This window comes from Acinetobacter sp. TG2027, assembly GCF_000302435.1.
Lineage (GTDB): Bacteria > Pseudomonadota > Gammaproteobacteria > Pseudomonadales > Moraxellaceae > Acinetobacter > Acinetobacter pittii.
Genome location: NZ_AMJN01000008.1, coordinates 101,631 through 123,547, shown reverse-complemented (window position 1 = coordinate 123,547; position 21,917 = coordinate 101,631). Strand labels below are relative to the sequence as shown.

Genomic DNA, 21,917 nt, shown 5'->3' with positions numbered 1-21,917 from the left:
AGATCTTGTAACGAAGTATAGCCGAAGATTGGGGAGATAATATGGATTTTGGAGATAATATTAATTTTCATTATCATTTATTTTTAGCTTAATAAAAAACCTCCATGAGGAGGCTTTTTATAAAATCTAGAATTACAAGGTTTTTGGTTCGCCTACAGATTCTTTTAAGTGTGTGCGAATTGTGTTGAACGAGAAGTTTTTCGAATCCATGCGCTTAGGTAGGATATAAGCACCTTGTTGTTCTTGGCCTTTTGGATCTTTTACTTTGAAATTGACCAAAATAAAATCAGGTGTATTGTACCATTCGTAGATATTTTTCCATCCAATAGTACCTACACCTTCTTGTAAGCCCATTTGTTGACGCATCACAATACCATGAGGCTGCACACCTAAACGAATACCTTTGATTTCCTGTACTGGAAATTCATTCATTTTACGTTTAACGTACCACTCTAATCCGTATTTACGACCTAGGTAGTAAAGTACTACAGCAACAATAGCAACCCAGCAAAAAACAGTAGAATAGTTCTTAATAAAAATAAGACCTAATATAGCTAGGGCTAAAACGACACCCATAATTGCCCAAATTTTTGTGCTGATTTTATTGGTGCTGCGCCAGATAAGAAGCTGTGCATTACGTTGTTCAGCTTCTGACACGTCATAGGGAACAGGCTGAAGCGTATAAGCGTATAAAGTTTTCGCGGTCATAGTGCAAATAACAAATTGTAAACTGTTTTAAGTTTAGCATTAATTGGCATAAGTCAGGAAAGGATATTATGCCAATTTCATACTAATTTCCGACTCAAATTTATAACGATGCAAGCTCGCTGGCATCGTTATCAAGATCATGACTTAGACGTTGTTTTAGCATACTAAAACGGTTCAATACACCAAGCATGAGTGATAGCTGCTGTAAAATGATGAGTGATTTTTGATCCTCTTCATTATTTTGGCTCAAACGTTGACGTATCGTCTGGAGCATATTTTGTGCTGTAAGATCAGGCATCTCATCTCTCAATAAAGCCCCCTGAATATCATCCAGTGCTTGATCTAAGAGTTTAAGAACAGCTTGATCTTGAATGTTTTCTCGATGTGCTCCAAGCGCTGCGATATAACTTAAAAATGTATGGTTTAAACATAAAAATTCAAAGATATCCGACTTACGGGTAGGGTCAAAGTCTGGCTCTGTTGCTAAAGTTGAAATAAGTGAAGCAACCTCGGCATCTGTATTATGAGCAGCACGTCTTACAATACGGTAATTCAGCGCATGATTGCGACCTTCATGATATTGTTTAACAACTTCAGCTAAATAATTGCATTGAGCTTGTAATGAACGTCTGATGTTGCGAGGTAAGCGTCGGAATTTCCAGTCAGGCCAAATAAATGTCACTCCAAACCAAGCTAGGGCACATCCAATTAAAGTATCTACAAATCGCGGAATAGCAGCAGCCATTGCCGAGCCATCTAGATTAAAGTTAATTAATGCCAAAATTGTAATAAACGCGGTTGCTTGAGCATATTGCTTACTGCGTAACTCAAAAAACAGTACCCCGCTCAAGATCAACATTAATAGTTGTCCTTCGACGGAAGGCACGAGAAATACAATGGTAAGACCAACAATAATTCCGACTAATGTTCCGACAATTCGTAAGCGTAAGCGACGTTTGGTTGCGTTGAAGTTAGGTTGGCTTACAAATAGGGCTGTAAGCATAATCCAATAGCCGTACTCGATATTGGTCATTTGAATCAGCACATACCCAATAAAAAGAACAATTGAGACGCGAATTGCATGGCGGAAAAGTACAGATTCAGGAGTTAGATTTTGCTTTATTCGGATGACAATATCGTTCCATCCTTGTAAATCATCATCTTTAAGCTGGTTCTCTGCTTGTTTAACTTTATCAGACTGAATGTGTTGTTCCGTTTCTAAGTTAAGTAACTGAGAGTCGATAGATTTTAAATTTTGGTATAAAGCGAAGAGAGCATTTACCCATAACAGATCATAATGCTGATCACGTCTTAGTTTCTCTAAAGATAGTCTTAAGTTCTCAAAACTCTGCTTGAAACGTTTGTTATGGTTATAAGGTTTACGTTGTAAAATACATTCGTTTAACTCTTGGCAAGCTTTGCCTTGAACCGCCAAAATTCGTTGAAATCTAAATAAAATATCACTGTGCTGAAAAATTTTGGCTAACTTTTGATAGTCGATATGGGCTGAGTCAGCACGCTCATGAATGTCTTGAGCGACAAAATAATAATGTAAGCTTCGGCGTGTATCTTTTTGCCCACGGTCACCTTTTAAACGAGTCAATAAAGCTGTTTTTAAGTCATTAAAAATCGTAATTAACTTACCATTTTCTAATGACAGCTCAATCATACTTTGCTGATAGCTGGCAGGAGTCATATCTACATCAAATAGATTTGATTTTGCAAATAGAAAATCACCTAGAGATGCATAAGACGCTGCGAGTTTATCTTGAAGTTGGCGAACCGGAAATAGTAAAAAGCTAATAGTAGCAATGAGGCCATACCAAGCAGCACCTGCAACTAAAAGAGCCGGTTGAATATACCAGTGATCGAAAAGGTGAACACCCAACATGGTATAGACCGAAACAACCAAACAGCCATAAGAAATGGTGGCGTAACGACGTCCTAACGAACCTAGTAAAATCCAGCCAATACATGAAGCAATCAACCCTAAAGCAAAAGCCATTGGGTAGGGGAAAAGTAGTTGTACAGAAGCTGCGGTAACGAAGAACCCAATATAAGTATAGATTAGGTTCATGATTCGCACGGAAAAGCGATCATCAATATCACTCAAACCTGCTGCGACTACACCTAAAGTGAGTGGAATAGTTGCTAATTGATAGCCTAAAAAATAAGGCACGAAAGCAGTTCCTGAAAAGGCTATCAGCATTCGCACGTTATACATAAATGTTGTGTTATAAGTCGCTCTTTTTAGGCGTTTAAACCAAGATTTCAAATGAAGTCCTTGCTGATCAACCTGAGTGATAAAGGATTTGTGTATTTCTACACCAATGTTGCACAAATCATACGATAGACAGTGTAAGCTTGTCTGTATGCAAATGAGTGAAAAATGAAATATCGTTATGTCTGAACAAACAGCCCAGCGTCAATACTCTATTGGCTGGATTATGTTGCTCGCTTTACTTACGGCTTTAGGGCCGTTATCCATTGATATGTACTTACCTGCGTTACCACAAATGGCCCATGATTTTGGGGTAAGTACGCAAATGGTGGCAAATACATTACCAGCATATTTTTTTGGTTTAGCCATTGGGCAGTTGGTTTATGGTCCTTTAAGCGATCGTATCGGTAGAAAGAAACCACTTTACTTTGGCCTCGCGCTTTATGCAGTCGCAAGCTTATTTTGTGTAATGGCTACTAATGAATGGAGCTTGATTGCGGCCCGTATTTTACAAGCTTTAGGTGGTTGTGTTGGCGTAGTCATGGCTCGTGCGGCAATACGCGATAAATTGGACGTTCAAGGCTCGGCACAAGCTTTCTCAAGCATGATGATTGTCATGGGACTTGCACCAATTTTGGCTCCTATGATCGGAGCATGGATTTTAATTTGGTTTCCGTGGCAGGCTATTTTTATTGCGCTTTCAATTGTGGGTGCGCTGTGTTGGCTGTGCGTACATTTCTTTTTTAAGGAAACTTTGGCAAATGATAAAAGGCTTAAGCTATCACTCTATCAAGTGGTGACTTTATATGGAGCTATTTTCAAAGATGCGAGTTTCCGCTTACCTATGTTTGCAGGCTGTTTAACGGGGGCTGCGTTATTTTGCTATATCAGCTCAGCACCTGCAGTGTTTATGGACCAGTACGGACTTAATCAGCAAGAGTTTGCTTACGTATTTGGACTAAATGCTTTTGGCATTATGTTGATGTCCTCTTTAAACAAGCATTTAACAACACGTGTTGAAATTACCAAACGCTTAAAATCGGGTTCACTTGTGCAAGTGACTGGAGCCATCATTGTATTTATTGCTGGTTTAATTCCTGCGGCGCCTTTATGGCTTGTTATGGTAGGGTTATTTTTAGCTATTTCGGGTATTGGTTTAACAGGCCCAAATGCTATGGCGTTAGCAATGTCCAAACAAGGTGCTCGCGCTGGGACAGCAAGTGCAATTATGGGAAGTATGCAATTCGCTTGTGGCCTTTTAGGTGGCGTGCTTCTTAACTTCCTGATTTGGTCCGCATCGCTCAATATGGGCGTAATGATGGTGTTATTTACACTAAGTGGTTTTATTGTCGTATTGAAAGCGACACAACAGGTCAAAACCAAGCCATTCTCATAGCTTTTAGAGAATGGCCACTTATAGCTTATTCGTCTAGAAAAACTGTGAAATTTTCAACAGGTTCTCTAGGTGTAATAAAGGTATTTACAATGTGGTTAGGATCGGCATGACCTAATGCAATTGCACATACCAGTTCTTCGTCATCTGATGCACCTACTATATCTAAAACAATAGGGTGAAAATGATTCCAAGCTGCTTGTGGGCATGTATCTAAACCACGTGCCTTGGCAGCGACCATCACGTTTTGGATCATCATTGCGATATCCATTTTAGAACCGATTCCCATCGTTTTATTTACGGTAAAGAAAAGGCCGACTGGTGCATCAAACAATTTAAAATTACGTAGCTGCTGTTCAGCCATTTTTTCTTTTTCGCCCTTTTTGATTTCGAGTAAACCGTAGAGTCCCCAGCCATTCTCGCGGCGGCGGTCAATAAAAGGGGATATCCATTTTTCAGGGTAATAGGCAAAAGTTTCTTTATATTGTTCTGCTAGTTCAGGATTTTTTGAAACTTCAATTTGTGCAGCACAGACACGTTCAACCATTTCATCACGCTTTTTACCTGTGACCACATAGACTTTCCATGGTTGGGTGTTCGTTCCAGAAGGTGCTCGACTTGCGACTCGTAATATATCTTTAATGACTTCTGGCTCAATTGGAGTATTTAAAAAAGCGCGGACAGAATGTCGAGAAGTGATAGCTTCATCAATGAGACGAACTTGTTCCAGATTCATGCGTACTCCTATATCTTTTCTTAAATACTTAATACTTTTTGAAGTTTAATTTCATGTTTTGAAAGTACTTCATTTATAAGCAAAAAATATTAGAAAAGGGATATCCTTAAACATATGATGATGTGTTTAGTTTGGATATAATGTCTAATTAAATCTAATGTGAATATGCCACTTTAGATCTAAATAGACAAAAAATTATGATGTTTTTGACTATAAAAATAAATTTATAGCATCAGTTGGATTAAAAATCACTCAATTGAAAAAAAGGTATAATATGTTTAAAAACAGTACAAAACAGATGGTTTTGGGTAAAAAATAATCGGAAATAACATAAATTTTTAATGAAAAACATACACAAAATTTTAAATTTCTGCATAATACCGACTTTTTTACGCAGGTATGATTTCTCCATACTCATGTTAGGAAAGAAATGGCTGCATACAAAATCCCTTTACAAAAAGGATTTGAATGTAGAAATGGAGAAATACACGAGGAATAAGGAGCTTTACATGAGTTTACCGCTCATCAACAAGCAGTTCATGAAACAAGGATTGGCGATTACCATTGCAACCATGAAAATGAACGTAACTCACGCAACTACTGAGCCACAAGAAATACAACAGCTTAGTACAGATCTAAACGCACTCTTCTCCAATCAGAGAGAAAAGGGCGCAGATAGTCGCGTTATGGCGATGGCTCGTTACAGTCTTTGAAATTCATATCCATTTTAGACATTCGCTCTCAAGTATATGTAAATATGCTTATTGGCTTAAATCCAGATTTTTATAACTCGATTAATTGATGGGAATCATTAAACGAGCTGATTTAGCGGTGGTCATTTGTTAGTTTCCAAGTTTGTAGCCGAGTCGATGCATTCTGTTCACCCAAATGGGAATATGTTCAGTGGTGCGATGAATTCATTTTATCTGAAGGATGCTTTCTCTCATGCGACCTTCAAAGGCTTAGTGCTGGGCATTATGTTGCTTAAACTTGTGACGTTAATTGCTATTCAAGTGACATTAAAAGTTTTTCCTTAAATGTACTGAAGAAGTCCCTATTTTGAGGGGCTTTTTTGTTTATTGCAGTATTTTGGCTTGTGCTATTAGCACATTAGCAAGAACGTAAGCGGACCGAGTATGAATGAACAACTCAATGCCACACTGATGTCGTGGGTACAATTTTTTAATGACCCTTTATGGGACTTTCTGGTTATTTTCTTGCTGGCTGTCGGTATTTTTTATACGGTCTTAACAGGAGCCGTGCAAATTCGCATGTTCTTGCAAAGTATCCGAGTCATGAAAAGTAGTCGTACAGCAGGAGAGGATGAGCATGGCCTTACACCTTTTCAGGCATTTGTAACAGGTCTTGCGAGCCGTGTTGGGGTAGGTAATATTGCTGGCGTGGCAATTGCGATCGCAATTGGTGGCCCTGGCGCTGTGTTCTGGATGTGGGTGACCGCACTTCTTGGTATGAGCTCTGCTTTTATTGAGTCTACGCTTGCTCAGCTATTTAAAGTTAGAGATAGTAAGACTAAACAGTTCCGTGGTGGTCCAGCTTACTATATTACTCAAGGTCTACGCAGTAAAACGTTTGGTGCGGTTTTCGCATTAGCACTCATCTTTACCTATGGTTTCGTATTTAACTCAGTTCAAATCAATGCGATTGCTAAGGCATCTTCACATGCTTGGGGGTGGGATAAAGCTAATCTCATTGCACATTTAGGTGGTGTTGATCTAGAAATTTCATGGGTTGGCCTTGCGCTTGTAGTGTTGGTGGCATTGGCAATTTTTGGCGGTATTAAACGTATTGCTAAATTTGCAGAGATGTTTGTACCTTTAAAAGCAGGTCTTTACTTATCTGTTGCTCTCTATATCGCATTAAGCAACTATGCAATTTTGCCTGATATTTTAAAGCTGATTGTGACTGAAGCTTTCCACTTCAATGCTGCGGCAGGTGGTTTCTTCGGTGCGGCAGTGTCAATGGCAATGATGCAAGGTATTAAGCGTGGTTTGTTCTCAAACGAAGCAGGTATGGGTTCTGCGCCAAACGCTGCTGCTGCATCTGATGTAAAACACCCTGTAAACCAAGGTTTAGTACAAATGCTTGGTGTATTCGTAGATACGTTCATTGTATGTACGAGTACTGCAATCATTATCTTAGTTTCTGGCGTTTACCAAGATGCAGGTTTTGTTGGTGTTGAATTAACACAACGTGCCTTAGAAACTCAAGTTGGGCATTGGGGATCTGATTTCCTAGCTGTTCTATTATTCTTATTCTGTTATTCAGCTGTATTAGGTAACTATGCTTATGCAGAAGGTAATGTACAGTTTATTAATAACAACCCGAAAGTCATGTTCATCTTCCGCATTTTCGTATTGGTGATGGTGTACTTCGGTGCAATCGGTAGTGTTCCACTCGTTTGGTCAATGGCTGATTTATTTATGGGTATCATGGCAACCATTAACTTGATTGCAATTTTACTATTAACGCCAATGGCACGTACTTTGTTAAAAGATTACCGCGAGCAATTAAAACGAGGCATTAAAGAGCCTGAGTTTAAAATTGACAAGTATCCGGAATTGAAGAAAAAAGTTGATTCAGATATCTGGTAAGTTTCAAAAGGCCTCTTATACATAAGGGGCCTTTTTTATATAGGGGACAAATAAAATACTTGAGTCTAAATTTTAAACATGACAAATTAAATAAATTCACTACAGCTTTTCACGAAAGTAACCACTAAAATTGCAATCCGAACTTAAACCTCATAGTGCGAAGATGGGCCATGAAACAGCTTAAATTGTGGGTTCTCGGACTCTCTATGGTGTTGGCGGGATGCCAGACCACCACACACTTGTCTGCTGCTCTAAAAACGCAAACGACAGAAGCTTATGCTCGTCCTGTCGATCAACCTTTTGCAAGAATTAAAAAAATGCAAAAACGTCCTGTTGTCGCGCTTGTATTGGGTAGCGGTGGAGCACGAGGTTATGCTCATATAGGGGTGATTGAAGTTTTAGAACAACATGGTATTCGCCCGGATTTTATTGTGGGTACGAGTGCGGGTAGTATTGTTGGGGCAATTTATGCCAGTGGTAAAACACCTGCTGAACTGCGTGATACTGCTTTAAAAATGAAAGCTGGCGATGTACGTGACATTAGTATCGGTTTAAAAGGTTTTTTTGATGGTAAAAAAGTAGAGAACTACGTTAACCAGCAAGTAAATAACATGCCACTCGAAAAAATGAAGATCCCAATGTATGTGGTGGCAACTGAACTAAAGCATGGTACCAAAACCGTATTTAACTACGGTAATACTGGTCAAGCCGTGAGAGCCTCTGCTTCGATTCCAAGTATGTTTGTGCCAACTAAAATTGGTAAATCTGAATATGTAGACGGTGGGTTGGTGAGTCCTGTACCGGTTGAAGTGGCTCGTGATTTAGGGGCTGATGTCATTATTGCAGTTGATATTTTAGCTCAGCCTATTTACACAGAAACATCGAATGTATGGGGACTGTTTAATCAGAATATTAATATCATGCAAGGGCGTTTGGCAGCAGAAGAGTTACAATATGCGGACGTGGTTATTCAGCCAGATTTAAGAGAAAAAGCGCATATTTTTGATGTCAAAGGCCGTGAAGCTACTATGAAATCTGGTATTGATGCAGCTAATGCCAAGCTTTCTGATATTCAGTTTGCTATTGATGAAAAAATAGCTGAACAAAATATGTCTACGGAAGGCTTGAGTGCTCAAAGCCAATAAATAAACGTTAATATTCTGAAAATTATAAAAAAAGCCCACAAAGGGCTTTTTTTATGGAAGTCTAAATCTTCAATTTTTGGAATAAAATTTTTTGTATATTAGAGACATGTTGGATATGCTGAAAACTCTAATGGTTAATATGAAATATTGTTGCCGTTTTTTAAAAAATAATTGATTTGTAGTGTATTGAGGCTAACTGGATAAATGATACAGCAACAGGTTAAAAATGGCTTTCCAACATTAGATGATGTTCATGCTGCCGCAGAGCGTTTGGAAGGTTTAGTTGTAAAAACTCCCTTTGTTTTCTCAGAGACCATTTCTAAAACCTTAGGGGCTGAGATGTGGTTGAAATTTGAAAACTTACAATTTACAGCTTCATTTAAAGAGCGGGGTGCTCTGAATAAACTGTTGTGTTTATCTGAGCAAGAAAAACAACATGGTGTTATTGCAGCTTCGGCAGGCAATCACGCACAAGGTGTAGCCTACCATGCTCAGCGGACAGGTGTGACTGCAACTATTGTAATGCCGAAATCTACGCCAAATGTTAAGGTGCAACGAGTACGTGAGTATGGTGCGCGCGTTATTTTGCATGGGCAGGACTTTTCAGAAGCTGCTGCTGAAATGCATCGTGTTGCACAAGAAGAATCTTTAACGATTATCCACCCATTTGATGATGCTGAAATTATTGCGGGTCAAGGCACCATTGCACTTGAAATGCTTGCAGCTGTGCCTGATCTGGATATTTTGGTTGTGCCAATTGGTGGTGGTGGTTTAATTTCTGGTATTGCAATTGCTGCTAAAGCGATCAATCCAAAAATCAAAATTATTGGGGTGCAATCAGTTGTATACCCAAGTATGGCAAAACTACTTTGTAATTATCAACATGCAGTTTCAATGGGCTCTACTGTTGCTGAGGGTATTGCGGTAAAAACTCCAGGTGAACTTACGACCCAAGTTGCTAAAGAATATGTTGACGACATTGTCGTTGTCACTGAAGACATGATTGAAGAAGCGGTTGCACTCTTACTTAATATTGAAAAAACAGTATGTGAAGGAGCAGGAGCGACAGGTATTGCTGCAATTATGTCGCGTCCTGATTTATTTTTAGGTCATAAATTGGGCGTGGTACTGTCAGGTGGCAATATTGATACACGTGTTATGGTCTCTGTATTACAACGCCATTTAACCCGTACAGGTCGTATGGTTCGTATTCGTGTTGAATTACCGGACAATCCCGGTGCTTTAGCTCGTTTGACGGCCATTATTGCTGAGCAGGGTGGTAATATTTATGAGCTGCGTCATGAACGCTTTGCGGCAACAAGCCGTGCCAAAGAAAGCGCTGTGAGCGTTGATGTAGAGTTAAAAAGTGCCTCGGATCTAGATTTGCTCATTCAAGCAATGCAATTAGAAGGCTATATTGTTCGTAAAGAAGAGATTTAATCTCTGATATCACTGTGTTATAAAAGCTGTATATGGCTCTATCGAGAGTCATATACAAGGTAATTTAAATGGATTAAATTGCCAAAAAGGGATTAATTTACAAAAAAACGATCAAATCCTTCAATAGACTAGGAAAAACTGACAATTCTCTAAACTTTACCCTTCACAATTTTAAGGTTTAGGTTTTAGTATTCCTTTCATTGTAAATTTGAAGAAATATAGGGATATCCACGCTCAATGTTCAAATCATTTTTTCCATCACCAAGGTATTTCTTTATATCTGCGGTCATTTGGATCGCGCTCAATATGGTGCTCTGGTACTCAGGTGGAAACACATGGGGAACTTTTATCGGCTTTGCTAAGGGCTACCATGATGCTCAACTACCATTAGGTGTAAGCCGTTTTTGGTCTCCCACTTTCTTATGGTTTTATGTTTGGTTTTTAGTCTCTACTGCGCTTTTTGCTGGTTTCTGGAGGACTATATCGAATAACCCTTGGCAACGTTGGTCTGTGTGGGGCTCGGCGTTTATTTTATTCAATATCTGGTTTAGCGTTCAGGTTAGTGTAGCTGTTAATGCATGGTATGGGCCTTTTTATAATCTCATTCAAAGTATGTTGGATCACGGTGGTGGTGATATTAATAAACTTTATATGGGAACAGTTACATTTCTTTTAATTGCGATGGTCGGTGTGACTTTAGCTGTTATTAATGCTTTTTTTGCTAGTCATTATGTATTCCGCTGGCGTACAGCAATGAATGAATATTACACAGACCATTGGGAAAAGCTTCGTCATATCGAGGGGGCTTCACAGCGTGTTCAAGAAGATACCATGCGTTTCGCCTCTGTTTTAGAAGACCTCGGAGTAAATTTTGTTAAGGCTATAATGGTTTTAATTGCCTTTTTACCTATTCTTTTTGAACTTTCTAAACAAGTTAGAGTACTGCCTATTGTAGGTGAAATTGATCATTCATTGGTCTGGGCTGCAATTGTATGGGCTGTTTTTGGTACTGTTCTATTAATGGTGGTTGGTATTAAATTACCTGGTTTACAGTTTAATAATCAAAAAGTAGAAGCTGCCTATCGTAAAGAACTTGTCTATGGTGAGGATCATGAGGAGCGTGCACAGCCAAAAACATTAAGAGAATTGTTCTCAAGTGTTAGGCTGAATTATTTCCGTTTATATCTGCATTACTCTTATTTTAATTTAGTTAGTATTTGGTATATCCAATTAGATATTTTATATAGTCTAGTTGTTTTATTCCCTTCTATTGCCGCAGGTAAAATGACATTGGGTTTAATTACGCAAATAGGTAATGTTTTTGATAAAGTCCGTGAATCATTCCAATATTTAATTAGTTCATGGAAAACGATTATTGAACTGCTTTCAATTTATAAGCGTTTAAGAATATTTGAGAAAATTTTAGATTAAAAAGTAATCATATCTTTGAAAGATGCCTTGGTTCAAGCCATGGCATTTTTAGAATTATTAAGTATTTAGTAGAATAAAAGATTTGGTAAGTTTCTTCGTTTATTATTTTGATTTATATAAAAATATATTTTTGAAAATATTATATTTTAACGGTATAAAACTTGCTTCTATATTGGTTTTAATTTTGCCATTCGCTTAATTAATAAAAATCAATCGCTCTTAAGTTATTGTTTTTAATTATTAAATATTTAAATGTGAGGTTGAGTCTTTGAAATCTATTTTACTTAAAAGTGCTCTTACGATTGCACTTATGACTTCTGCTAATTTGGTACGTGCGGAATTAGTAACAAATTCTCAAATCAAAAAAATATCAGGTATAGATCAACAATATATTGATTCCTCTATTAATGAAAAGAACGATTTTTATTCACATGTAAATGGTATTTGGTTAAAAAATACTGAAATCCCAGCTGATAAAGCAAGTTGGGGAGCTTTTAATCAGCTCCGTGAGTTATCAATCAGCCAAGTACATGGAATTGTAGAAGAGCTCTCTGGTCAAAAGTGGGTGGATGGTAGTTTAGAGCAAAAAGTAGCTACTCTATATGCTAGCTTTATGGATGAAAAAAGTATTGAGAAGCAAGGTATTAGTCCTCTAAAAAATGAGATAAATCAAATTGATAAATTGAAAAATAATAATCAAATTGCAATTTTAATGGCACATTTTGCTCGTATTGATGTCAATAGCCCAATCCGTCTAAGCATTGAACAGGATATGAAACAATCTACTGAAATGGTGGCTGGTTTGGAGCAAAGTGGTTTGGGGCTACCTGACCGTGATTATTATTTGAAAGATGATAAAAAATTTATTGAAACTCGTGCACAGTATTTAAAGTATATTGAAAAAACTTTAACACTTGCTGGAGACTCGCAAGCCGAGCAACATGCTCAGGAAATCTTAAAACTTGAAACTCAGTTAGCACGAATACAGTGGAGCAACGTTCAAAACCGCGATCTTGCAAAACGCTACAATAAATATAAACTCGCAGATTTGTATAAATTGACCCCTGCATTTGATTGGCGAGGTTATCTAACTGCAACTGAATTAAAAGGAAAAATTGATACTATTCAGGTAAATCAGCCAGACTACTTTCAGGGCTTAAATACAATTATTCAAGATACACCCTTAGATATATGGAAAGCTTATTTTAAATTGCATTTGATAAATAATTTTTCTCCATTATTAAATAGCGCTTTTGTAGATAATAAATTTGATTTTTATAACAAGACACTTCGAGATATTACTGAACAAGAAACACGTTGGAAGCGGGGTGTACAGCTTGTTGATAAGATTCTGGGAGATGGTATTGGCAAACTGTATGTTGAAAAATACTTTCCTGCTGAGAAAAAACAACAGATGGAATTATTGGTTCAAAATCTGATTCGTGCTTATGACCAAAGCATTACAGAATTGGACTGGATGAGTCCTGCGACGAAAATACAAGCTCGTAAAAAGCTTTCTCACATGTCAATAAAGATCGGTTATCCAAAAAAGTGGCGTAATTATTCTGGTCTGCACATCGCTAAAAATGATTTAGTTGGAAATATAATTCGCGCAAGTGAATTTAGATACCAATATGAACTTAATAAATTAGGTAAGCCGGTTGATCGTGATGAATGGTATATGAAACCACAAACGGTGAATGCCTATTACAATCCATCATTGAATGAAATTGTATTTCCAGCAGCGATATTACAACCACCTTTTTTTAATATAAACGCAGACGATGCAGTGAATTATGGTGGTATAGGTGCTGTGATTGGCCATGAAATTAGTCATGGCTTTGATGATCAGGGTAGCCAGTTTGATGAATTGGGCAATATGAGAAACTGGTGGAATGCTGAAGATCACCAGCATTTTAAAGCTAAAACACAAGCGTTGATTGAACAATATAACCGTTATGAACCGATTGCTGGTTATCATGTTAATGGTGAATTAACATTAGGTGAAAACATTGCAGATAACTCTGGGTTAGCAATTGCCTATAAGGCTTACCAAATTGCACTAGGCGGTAAGCCCGCTCCTGTAATTGATGGACAGACTGGGGAGCAACGTTTTTATATGGGATGGGCTCAAGTTTGGCGTGCGAAAACCCGCGAAGCTCAAGCGATTATCTATTTAAAAACAGATCCTCACTCTCCTGATAAAGTACGTGGCAATGGAGCTTTAATGAATCAAAAACCATTTTATGAGGCTTTTAAAATAAACGAAGATGATCAGATGTATTTACCACCAGAGAAGCGGGTAACTATTTGGTGATTAAGAAAACCCGCGAAAGCGGGTTTTTTATAAGTATTGGATTAGTGCGTTGCATTATAAAAATTAAGGATAGGGCCAACTAAAGACTGCTGCGATTTATCTAAGGTGACTTGAATCTCTTTATAGTTAAAAGTGTCTTCATCATAATATTTAGCAATACCATGCGTTTTATTGTTAACTTGTGGAATTTGATAACTAAAAAAAGCAACTCTTTTAGAGGGATGAACAATATTGATGAGTTTTTTAGGATCTTTAAATCCGCCAAATTCATTTTCCAGACTTTCTTTTAATAGCTCGGGAAAATAAAGCGTTGCATTGGGTAAGCCACATCCAACGCAAAATGAGGAGTCGTAAAGTTCTATTGCTTGCTTCTGATCTGGACTCATTATTAGAGCAAAACCAGTTCCATTTGCACCTGCATTTGCCTGCACGTTGTGCCAACTTTTAGGAACAAGCACTAAACCTGTTTCAGGTAATGCAAGAAGTTTTAATTGTTTGGCGTGTTGAGCCTCGAGTTTAAAATTAAAATGGCAGCTTTTAGGTGTACAGGTTTCAAAGTCTTTAAGTAAACCATTCTCTGTAGGACTTTGTGCTGTAACACCATAAAAAGGGACTGTAACGCCGTTTAAAAACTTTGCCTCTCCTAGAGAATAGAACTGATTATCTGCTTTGCGGGTTGCAGCAGAGCTATAAAATTTGGGGAAATGGGGAGTAAAGCTTTTTACTTCTGCATAAGCAGATGAGGTTAGACAGGTAAATGCAGTAAATAATAAAAAATTCAGTTTTTTCATTTTTAGTAAGTAATCAATTTAAATCTTATATAAATCTAGCATATTCTTTTAAACTAGACGGTAACTCAAAATTTAACACTATTGTTAACTTCATAATAAAACAGACTTATAGAGATATGAAATAATGAAAAATATGCTTTCAATTTGCTGTTTGGCAGTAATGAGTTCTTATAGTTTTGCTCAAGAAATCAAAGGTATTTCATTTTCACACCAAGAGTGGGAAATCTCGTGTAGCAATACGGGTACATGTAAAGCCGCAGGCTATCAAAGTGAAGAAAATGGTGATAATCCAGCATCACTTTTATTGGTGCGTAAAGCAGGGCCAAAACAAGCTGTGCAAGCTGAATTTGCTTTATCAGACTATGAACAAAGCATGCCAGCCAACCAGCTTAAAAATATTCATTTTTATATAAATGGCAAAGATTTAGGCGCTGTGACTGTAGATGGTACTGAGTTACCACTTATGGGTAAACTCAACAGCTCGCAAGTCAATGCTGTACTACAGCAATCCAAACAGAAGACTGAAATTGTATTTAAAAATGCACAGCATGAATGGAAAATTTCCGATGCTGGAATGACCGCTGTATTATTAAAAATGGATGATTTTCAGAAGCGTATCGGAACTGTTGGTGCTTTGGTTAAAAAGGGCAGCACCAATGAAACCAAAGTGCTTATGCCTAAACCAAAACTACTTGTTAAACGTATTAAGACTTCAAACAAACCTTATTTAACTTTACAGCCTAAAAATAAACAGTACCAGGCAATACACCGTAGTTTGATGACTGCTAAACCCAATCCGAAAGAAGATGGCTTTTGTGAAGGCGTTTATGGCGGTAATAGCGATGGAGCTGAACCACAGAAAATTGAGCTATATAAACTAACCAATAAGAAAGTTCTGGCGACTACGTTGTGCTGGAGAGGTGCCTATAACGAAGGATATGGTGCTTGGGTGTTAGATGAGTCTTTAAATGGTAAGGCAACATTTGTGACTGAGTCCGCTTCAGATTTTGATAGCGGTATTATCAGTAGTGCTCAAAAGGGAAGAGGCATTGGAGACTGTTGGGCAAGTGAAGAATGGGTCTGGGATGGCAAGAGTTTTGTATATACTAAAGATATGTGGACAGGTATGTGCAAAGGCTTGGCAGCAGGTGGAGTGTGGGAGCTTGATCGAATAGAGTCTGTGGTGAAATAGGTATTTTGCGGTTACAGAGTCATAACAGGTAACTTTAGTGACTCTGTGATAAAAAGAACAGATTGTTTATTGGAGCCAGACCTATGTCACATCATCTTTACGCTATTGCTCGCCATAAGTTTTTACACCTGAGCCGTTCAATATGTGTGGCTGCTGCTGTGTTGGGGACTACTCAAATTGCGATGGCTGGCCCAACAGTTGATCAGCTCAGTGACTGTTTAGTTAAGGCTACAACGGCTTCAGACAAAACTACTGTACTTCAATGGACATTTACAGCTTTAGCAGCTCATCCCGACTTAAATGCATTTAGTAATGTAACGCCCGAGCAAAAAGATCAGCTAGACCAAAAACTGGCTCAGGTTTTACAACGTGTGATTGTGGAGCAATGTTCTGCTCAGACCAAAGCTGTAATTCAAGCAGAAGGTGTGAAGGCTGTTGGGGAGGCATTTCAACAGTTAGGTCAAAGTGCGGGTGAAGATATTGTTAAGGACCCAGCTGTTAAACAGCAGTTACAAGGTACATTGCGTTATATCGATTTAAATAAATTAGTGACGACGTTTTTAACACCAGAAATTTGGAATAAATTAGGGATTACAAGATAAAAATCTAGTTTTCTATTTTAGTAATAAAGCCTGCGATTTAAATGCAGGCTTTATTGTATTTGGGATAAAGAGATCTCTTTAGATCGTAATTGTAGTCCCTAAAAATTTCACGAATTGAGCTAACCAAGCTGGATGTGCAGGCCAAGCTGGAGCAGTCACCAAATGTCCATCTGTAACGGCTTCAGTCACAGCAATATCTGCGTATTGTCCACCTGCCAATTTTACTTCGGCCGCACATGCTGGATAAGCTGAGCAGAGGCGACCTTGTAATACATCTGCCGCTGCGAGTAACTGAGCACCGTGGCATACAGCTGCAATTGGTTTTTTCACTCTATCGAATTCACGTACAATTTCGATAACACGATCATTCATACGCAAATACTCTGGTGCACGACCACCCGGAATAACTAGACCTACATAGTCTTCGGTATTAACGGCATCGAAATCATAGTTAATCGCAAAGTTGTGGCCACGTTTTTCACTATAAGTTTGTTCACCTTCAAAATCATGAATAGCCGTTGCAATATGGTCGCCGTTCTTTTTATTTGGGCAAACAGCATGCACGGTATAACCTAAACCAGTTAAGAACTGAAAGGGAACCATAGTTTCATAGTCTTCTGCATAGTCACCGACCAACATTAAAATCTTTTTAGACATGATTTATCTCTCTTTTTAAAATATAAGTTATCTAAATTCTTAATTTAAATTAGCACAGTCACTGAGTAATTTTTTAGGAAAAAAGTGCATTCTTTAGTCGAAGGATGCTTTAGACGGATATAAAAAAGCCCCGATAAATCGAGGCTTTTTCTTGAGTTGACTAATGAAATCAACCAATCAACTTCTTCATTAATTCATTTACTTGAGTAGGGTTAGCTTTACCCTTAGAAGCTTTCATGACTTGACCCACAAGACCGTTAAAAGCTTTTTCTTTACCAGACTTGTATTCTTCAACCATTTTTTCATTGGCTGCAAGGACTTCTTTAATAATCGCTTCAATTGCACCTGTGTCAGTTTCTTGCTTTAAACCTTTTTCAGCAATGATGTCATCGGCAGATTTACCTTCCGATTCCCACATAAAGCCAAAGACTTGTTTAGCAATCTTACCGCTAATGGTGTTGTCAACAATACGAGCAATCATGCCGCCAAGTTGTTCAGCAGAAACAGGTGAGTCTGCTAAGTCTAGGCCTGCTTTGTTTAAAGCACCTGAGAATTCACCCATCACCCAGTTTGCAGATACTTTACCTTGCTTCGCACCGCCAGCAGCAGCTACAACAGCTTCATAGAAGTCTGCCATTTCGCGTGAGAGCGTAAGTACGTGAGCATCGTACTCAGTTACACCAAAGTCTGCGATAAAGCGTGCACGGCGTGCAGCAGGAAGCTCTGGAAGTGCAGCACGAGCCGCTTCGATTTGCTCATCTGCAATAATCACGGGTAACAAGTCTGGATCTGGGAAGTAGCGGTAATCGTTTGCTTCTTCTTTAGAACGCATTGAGCGCGTTTCCATTTTGTTCGGATCAAACAAACGAGTTTCTTGGTCGATACTTCCGCCGTATTCCAAAATTTCCATTTGGCGTTCAATTTCAACATTGATCGCTTGCTCAATGAAACGGAATGAGTTGAGGTTTTTAAGCTCACAGCGCGTACCAAAAGGTTGGCCTGGACGGCGTAAAGACACGTTACAGTCGGCACGGAATGAACCTTCGGCCATGTTACCGTCAGAAATACCCAACCAACGTACTAATGTGTGAATCGCTTTGATGTAAGCAACTGCTTCTTCAACCGAACGCATGTCGGGCTCAGAAACGATTTCAAGTAAAGGTGTACCAGCACGGTTTAAGTCAATGCCAGACATGCCTTCAAATTGGTCATGCACAGATTTACCAGCATCTTCTTCAAGGTGAGCACGAGTTACGCCAATACGTTTAGTCGTACCATCCTCAAGTTGGATGTCGATGTGACCTAAGCCTACAATCGGGTTGTCCATTTGGCTAATTTGGTAGCCTTTTGGAGAGTCTGGGTAGAAGTAGTTTTTACGTGCAAACACAGATGCTTGGTCGATGTATGCATCAATTCCAAGACCGAAGCGAATTGCAAGATCAACTACTTTTTCATTCAAAACAGGTAATACACCTGGCATAGCCAAGTCTACAAGGCTCGCTTGTGTATTTGGATCTTGACCAAATTCAGTCGATGAACCTGAGAAAATTTTAGAATTGGTTGCAAGCTGAGTGTGAATCTCGATACCAATAACGACTTCCCAACCGTCAATCAATTTCAACTTTTGAGCTTCAGCCATTATGCATTCTCCTCAGCAATTGCCGCACGTTGAGTATGGAAATCGGTATTTTGTTGGTATTGATGAACAATCGACAACAATTGTGATTCTGACCAGTAATTGCCAATTAATTGTAAGCCTACAGGTAAGCTGTCTTTATCAAAACCAACAGGAGCATTAATCGCTGGTAAGCCTGCCAAGTTCACTGCAAGTGTATAGATATCGCCTAAATACATTTCAGTTGGACTTAAGTTCGCACCAATTTTATATGCAGTTGTTGGTGCAGCAGGAGCCGCAATCACATCCACATTTTCAAATGCTTTTAAGAAGTCTTGTTGAATTAAACGACGTACTTTTTGTGCTTTCACATAGTAGGCATCGTAATAACCCGCAGAAAGCGCGTAAGTACCAATGAGAATACGACGTTGAACTTCTGGACCAAAACCTTCTGAACGAGAGCGCTTATAAAGATCCATCAAATCAGCTGGGTTTTCACAGCGGTAGCCGTAACGAACACCATCGTAACGTGACAAGTTAGATGATGCTTCTGCTGGCGCGATGAGGTAATACGCTGGAACATAGGCTTCAGTCATGTTGAGGTCGATCTCAACAAGTGTTGCACCCATTTCTTCAAGCTTTTTCAATGATTCTTCGACACGCGCTTTTACGTCAGCATCTAAACCTGCAACGTTAAAGTACTGTTTAGGAATACCAATGCGTAAACCTTTTACAGGTGTGCCATTTAAATTTGCAACGTAGTCATCAACTTCCTTTTTAACCGAAGTCGAGTCTTTTGCATCGTGACCTGCAATTACATTCATGAGGTAGGCACAGTCTTCAGCAGAGCGTGCCATTGGACCCGCTTGGTCTAAAGATGATGCATAAGCAATGATGCCGAAACGAGATACACGACCATAGGTTGGTTTTAAGCCTGTTAAACCGCAGAATGACGCAGGTTGGCGAATTGAGCCGCCTGTATCAGTACCTGTAGCAAAAGGTGCTAAATCAGCCGCTACAGCCGCAGCAGAACCACCTGATGAGCCACCAGGAACGTGGTCAAGCGCCCATGGGTTGCTTGTTGCGCCAACATATGAGCTTTCAGAAGTTGAACCCATTGCAAACTCATCCATGTTCACTTTACCTAAAGTGACAAGACCAGCTGCTTTAGTTTTTTCAACAACAGTTGCATCGTAAGGAGAAATAAAGTTGTCTAGTATTTTTGAACCAGCAGTCGTTTTAATGCCTTTGGTACAAAAGATATCTTTATGAGCAAGAGGAATACCCGTTAAAGCGGTTGCATTACCTGCTTTTAATGCAGCATCGGCAGCGTCAGCTTCCGCAAGCGCTTGCTCAGGTGTAACCGTCACATAGCTTTTTACCAGTGGGTCAATTTTAGCAATACGTTGCAAATAATGTTCAGTCAGTTCGCGAGATGAAAACTTCGCTTGGCTTAAGCCCTCAGCAAGTTCACGAATTGATAAGCGATGTAAATCAGTCATGAGTAAAATTTCTTTACATTCAAAATAGGGAAGATGGGTTAATTGAGTAAAAGTTATTCAATCACGCGAGGAACAAGATACAAACCATCTTGAGTTGCAGGCGCAACTGCTTGGTATTCATCTCGATGATTGCTTTCAGTTACCACATCAGCACGTAAAGGTTGAGGATTGTCAAAAGGACTTTTCAAAGGTTCTACGCCTTCCGTATCAATGCCTTTTAAGGTTTCCATCATGCCTAAAATTTTATTTAGACTTTGAGCATATTCAGCAGATTGCGTATCATTGAGCGACAATCGAGCAAGATTGGCGATTGCTGAAACTGTTTGTGCATTTAAATCTGCTGAATGCTGTGCATCCGATGTAGACATAACATCACCTAATCAGTATTAAAAATTTTCAAAATATCGTGCGTTATAATAAGCGATTGACTTGTTCAAATCATCACATTTAGTTTAAAGTTGCCACCTTGCATCCACATGAAAGTTTAACTGAGAACGAACCGTGATTCTAAAACGACTAATTGGCTTGTTTTCGCCGGATCTAGCCATTGATTTAGGTACAGCAAATACACTTATTTATGCACCAGGCCGCGGCATTATATTAAATGAACCAACAGTTGTGGCAATTCGTCACAGTGGTTCACAAAAAATTGTTGCTGCTGTAGGTCTAGATGCTAAGCAAATGCTGGGCCGTACGCCTGCGAATATTTCTGCAATTCGTCCAATGAAAGACGGTGTAATTGCGGATTTTGAAGTGACTGAAACCATGTTGAATCAGTTTATTGGTAAAGTTCACGAAAAACGTTTGTTCCCACCTGCACCTCGTGTAGTTGTATGTGTACCATGTAAATCAACTTTGGTCGAGCGTCGTGCGATTCGCGAAGCAGTATTTAATGCTGGTGCCCGTGATGTTCGTTTAATTGAAGAGCCTATGGCAGCAGCAATTGGCGCAGGTATGCCAGTTGAACAAGCATGTGGTTCTATGGTTGTGGATGTTGGTGGCGGTACAACAGAAATTGCAATTATTTCATTGCAAGGTTGTGTCTATGCTGACTCTTTACGCATCGGCGGCGATGTTTTTGATGAGCAAATCATCAATTACGTTCGTAAAGCTCACGGTTGTGTGATTGGTGAAACCACTGCTGAAATTATTAAAAAAGAAGTAGGTATGGCTGTTTCTGATGGTACAACATTAGAAATCGAAGTACGTGGCCGTAACCTTGCAGAAGGTGTGCCTCGTGCAATTACCGTAACTTCTGACGAAATTACTCAAGCCATTTCTGATCCGTTACAAAGCATTGTAAGCGCTGTGAAATCTGCTCTTGAGCAAACTCCTCCTGAACTTTCTTCTGATATTGCTGAGCGCGGTATTGTGTTGACAGGTGGTGGTGCGCTACTTCGTAACCTTGACAAGTTATTGGCTCAAGAAACTGGTTTACCAGTTGTTGTTGCTGAAGATCCTCTTACTTGCGTAACCCGTGGTGGTGGTAAAGTATTAGAATTCTTCGACAACCCGAACCATGACATGCTTTTCGTCGGTTAAGTTTAAGGATTAG

The 21,917-nt window shown here is 39.0% G+C and carries 19 protein-coding genes; 11 read left to right on the top strand and 8 right to left on the bottom strand.

The window, feature by feature from the left end; all coding sequences use genetic code 11:
- Window positions 1–132: 132 nt before the first annotated feature.
- Window positions 133–708: an SdpI family protein gene (locus tag B806_RS0103625; RefSeq protein WP_002116136.1), complete on the bottom strand. Its 576-nt coding sequence runs from the start codon at window positions 706–708 to the stop codon at window positions 133–135.
- 100 nt (window positions 709–808) lie between these two features.
- The gene (yccS, locus tag B806_RS0103620; protein WP_017385937.1) at window positions 809–2,983 is read right to left on the bottom strand and encodes a YccS family putative transporter; all 2,175 of its coding nucleotides are present in this window, start codon (window positions 2,981–2,983) and stop codon (window positions 809–811) included.
- Window positions 2,984–3,110: 127 nt separating this feature from the next.
- On the opposite strand from yccS, the gene B806_RS0103615 reads away from it, so the two are divergent.
- Complete coding sequence (locus tag B806_RS0103615) at window positions 3,111–4,325, top strand: multidrug effflux MFS transporter (protein WP_014207547.1); 1,215 nt, start codon at window positions 3,111–3,113, stop codon at window positions 4,323–4,325.
- Window positions 4,326–4,350: 25 nt separating this feature from the next.
- On the opposite strand, the gene B806_RS0103610 is transcribed toward B806_RS0103615, so the two are convergent.
- Window positions 4,351–5,058 (bottom strand): nitroreductase, encoded by a 708-nt coding sequence (locus tag B806_RS0103610; protein ID WP_017385936.1) that lies wholly within the window; start codon window positions 5,056–5,058, stop codon window positions 4,351–4,353.
- 509 nt (window positions 5,059–5,567) lie between these two features.
- Here B806_RS0103610 and B806_RS0103605 point away from each other — a divergent pair.
- The 7 genes from B806_RS0103605 to B806_RS0103575 all read left to right on the top strand — a co-directional run bounded on the left by B806_RS0103605 (window position 5,568) and on the right by B806_RS0103575 (window position 14,003).
- A complete protein-coding gene (locus B806_RS0103605; protein ID WP_025465970.1) occupies window positions 5,568–5,771 on the top strand; it encodes a hypothetical protein in 204 nt (67 codons plus the stop codon).
- A 183-nt stretch (window positions 5,772–5,954) separates the two neighbouring features.
- On the top strand, window positions 5,955–6,095 hold the full coding sequence (locus B806_RS19155) for a hypothetical protein (protein WP_017385934.1): 141 nt from the start codon (window positions 5,955–5,957) through the stop codon (window positions 6,093–6,095).
- 99 nt (window positions 6,096–6,194) lie between these two features.
- On the top strand, window positions 6,195–7,670 hold the full coding sequence (locus B806_RS0103595; protein ID WP_017385933.1) for an alanine/glycine:cation symporter family protein: 1,476 nt from the start codon (window positions 6,195–6,197) through the stop codon (window positions 7,668–7,670).
- Between the two features lie 170 nt (window positions 7,671–7,840).
- Window positions 7,841–8,815, top strand: a complete 975-nt coding sequence (locus B806_RS0103590) for a patatin-like phospholipase family protein (RefSeq protein WP_017385932.1) — start codon at window positions 7,841–7,843, stop codon at window positions 8,813–8,815.
- Between the two features lie 204 nt (window positions 8,816–9,019).
- Complete coding sequence (locus tag B806_RS0103585) at window positions 9,020–10,255, top strand: threonine ammonia-lyase (protein WP_017385931.1); 1,236 nt, start codon at window positions 9,020–9,022, stop codon at window positions 10,253–10,255.
- Window positions 10,256–10,492: 237 nt separating this feature from the next.
- Window positions 10,493–11,686, top strand: a complete 1,194-nt coding sequence (sbmA, locus tag B806_RS0103580; RefSeq protein WP_017385930.1) for a peptide antibiotic transporter SbmA — start codon at window positions 10,493–10,495, stop codon at window positions 11,684–11,686.
- 268 nt (window positions 11,687–11,954) lie between these two features.
- A complete protein-coding gene (locus B806_RS0103575; protein WP_017402628.1) occupies window positions 11,955–14,003 on the top strand; it encodes a M13 family metallopeptidase in 2,049 nt (682 codons plus the stop codon).
- A 41-nt stretch (window positions 14,004–14,044) separates the two neighbouring features.
- On the opposite strand, the gene B806_RS0103570 is transcribed toward B806_RS0103575, so the two are convergent.
- The gene (locus B806_RS0103570; protein ID WP_017385928.1) at window positions 14,045–14,794 is read right to left on the bottom strand and encodes a DUF4850 domain-containing protein; all 750 of its coding nucleotides are present in this window, start codon (window positions 14,792–14,794) and stop codon (window positions 14,045–14,047) included.
- Window positions 14,795–14,918: 124 nt separating this feature from the next.
- On the opposite strand from B806_RS0103570, the gene B806_RS0103565 reads away from it, so the two are divergent.
- Together B806_RS0103565 and B806_RS0103560 are read left to right on the top strand one after the other, a co-directional pair.
- Complete coding sequence (locus B806_RS0103565) at window positions 14,919–15,986, top strand: DUF1176 domain-containing protein (protein WP_017385927.1); 1,068 nt, start codon at window positions 14,919–14,921, stop codon at window positions 15,984–15,986.
- Window positions 15,987–16,069: 83 nt separating this feature from the next.
- On the top strand, window positions 16,070–16,588 hold the full coding sequence (locus tag B806_RS0103560) for a hypothetical protein (RefSeq protein WP_017385926.1): 519 nt from the start codon (window positions 16,070–16,072) through the stop codon (window positions 16,586–16,588).
- Window positions 16,589–16,666: 78 nt separating this feature from the next.
- Here the strand turns inward: B806_RS0103560 and B806_RS0103555 are convergent, their stop codons facing one another.
- The 4 genes from B806_RS0103555 to gatC all read right to left on the bottom strand — a co-directional run bounded on the left by B806_RS0103555 (window position 16,667) and on the right by gatC (window position 20,730).
- Window positions 16,667–17,245, bottom strand: a complete 579-nt coding sequence (locus B806_RS0103555) for a DJ-1/PfpI family protein (RefSeq protein WP_017385925.1) — start codon at window positions 17,243–17,245, stop codon at window positions 16,667–16,669.
- A 169-nt stretch (window positions 17,246–17,414) separates the two neighbouring features.
- Window positions 17,415–18,884 (bottom strand): Asp-tRNA(Asn)/Glu-tRNA(Gln) amidotransferase subunit GatB, encoded by a 1,470-nt coding sequence (gatB, locus tag B806_RS0103550; protein WP_017385924.1) that lies wholly within the window; start codon window positions 18,882–18,884, stop codon window positions 17,415–17,417.
- The gene (gatA, locus tag B806_RS0103545) at window positions 18,884–20,362 is read right to left on the bottom strand and encodes an Asp-tRNA(Asn)/Glu-tRNA(Gln) amidotransferase subunit GatA (protein WP_017385923.1); all 1,479 of its coding nucleotides are present in this window, start codon (window positions 20,360–20,362) and stop codon (window positions 18,884–18,886) included. Before gatA ends, gatB begins: the two co-directional genes overlap by 1 nt.
- Before the next feature lie 53 nt (window positions 20,363–20,415).
- Window positions 20,416–20,730 carry an Asp-tRNA(Asn)/Glu-tRNA(Gln) amidotransferase subunit GatC gene (gene gatC / locus B806_RS0103540; protein WP_000107699.1) on the bottom strand — a complete coding sequence of 105 codons (315 nt, stop codon included), beginning with the start codon at window positions 20,728–20,730 and terminating at the stop codon, window positions 20,416–20,418.
- Window positions 20,731–20,863: 133 nt separating this feature from the next.
- Between gatC and B806_RS0103535 the strand changes: the two genes are divergently transcribed.
- A complete protein-coding gene (locus B806_RS0103535) occupies window positions 20,864–21,904 on the top strand; it encodes a rod shape-determining protein (protein ID WP_000601379.1) in 1,041 nt (346 codons plus the stop codon).
- Window positions 21,905–21,917: the final 13 nt, after the last annotated feature.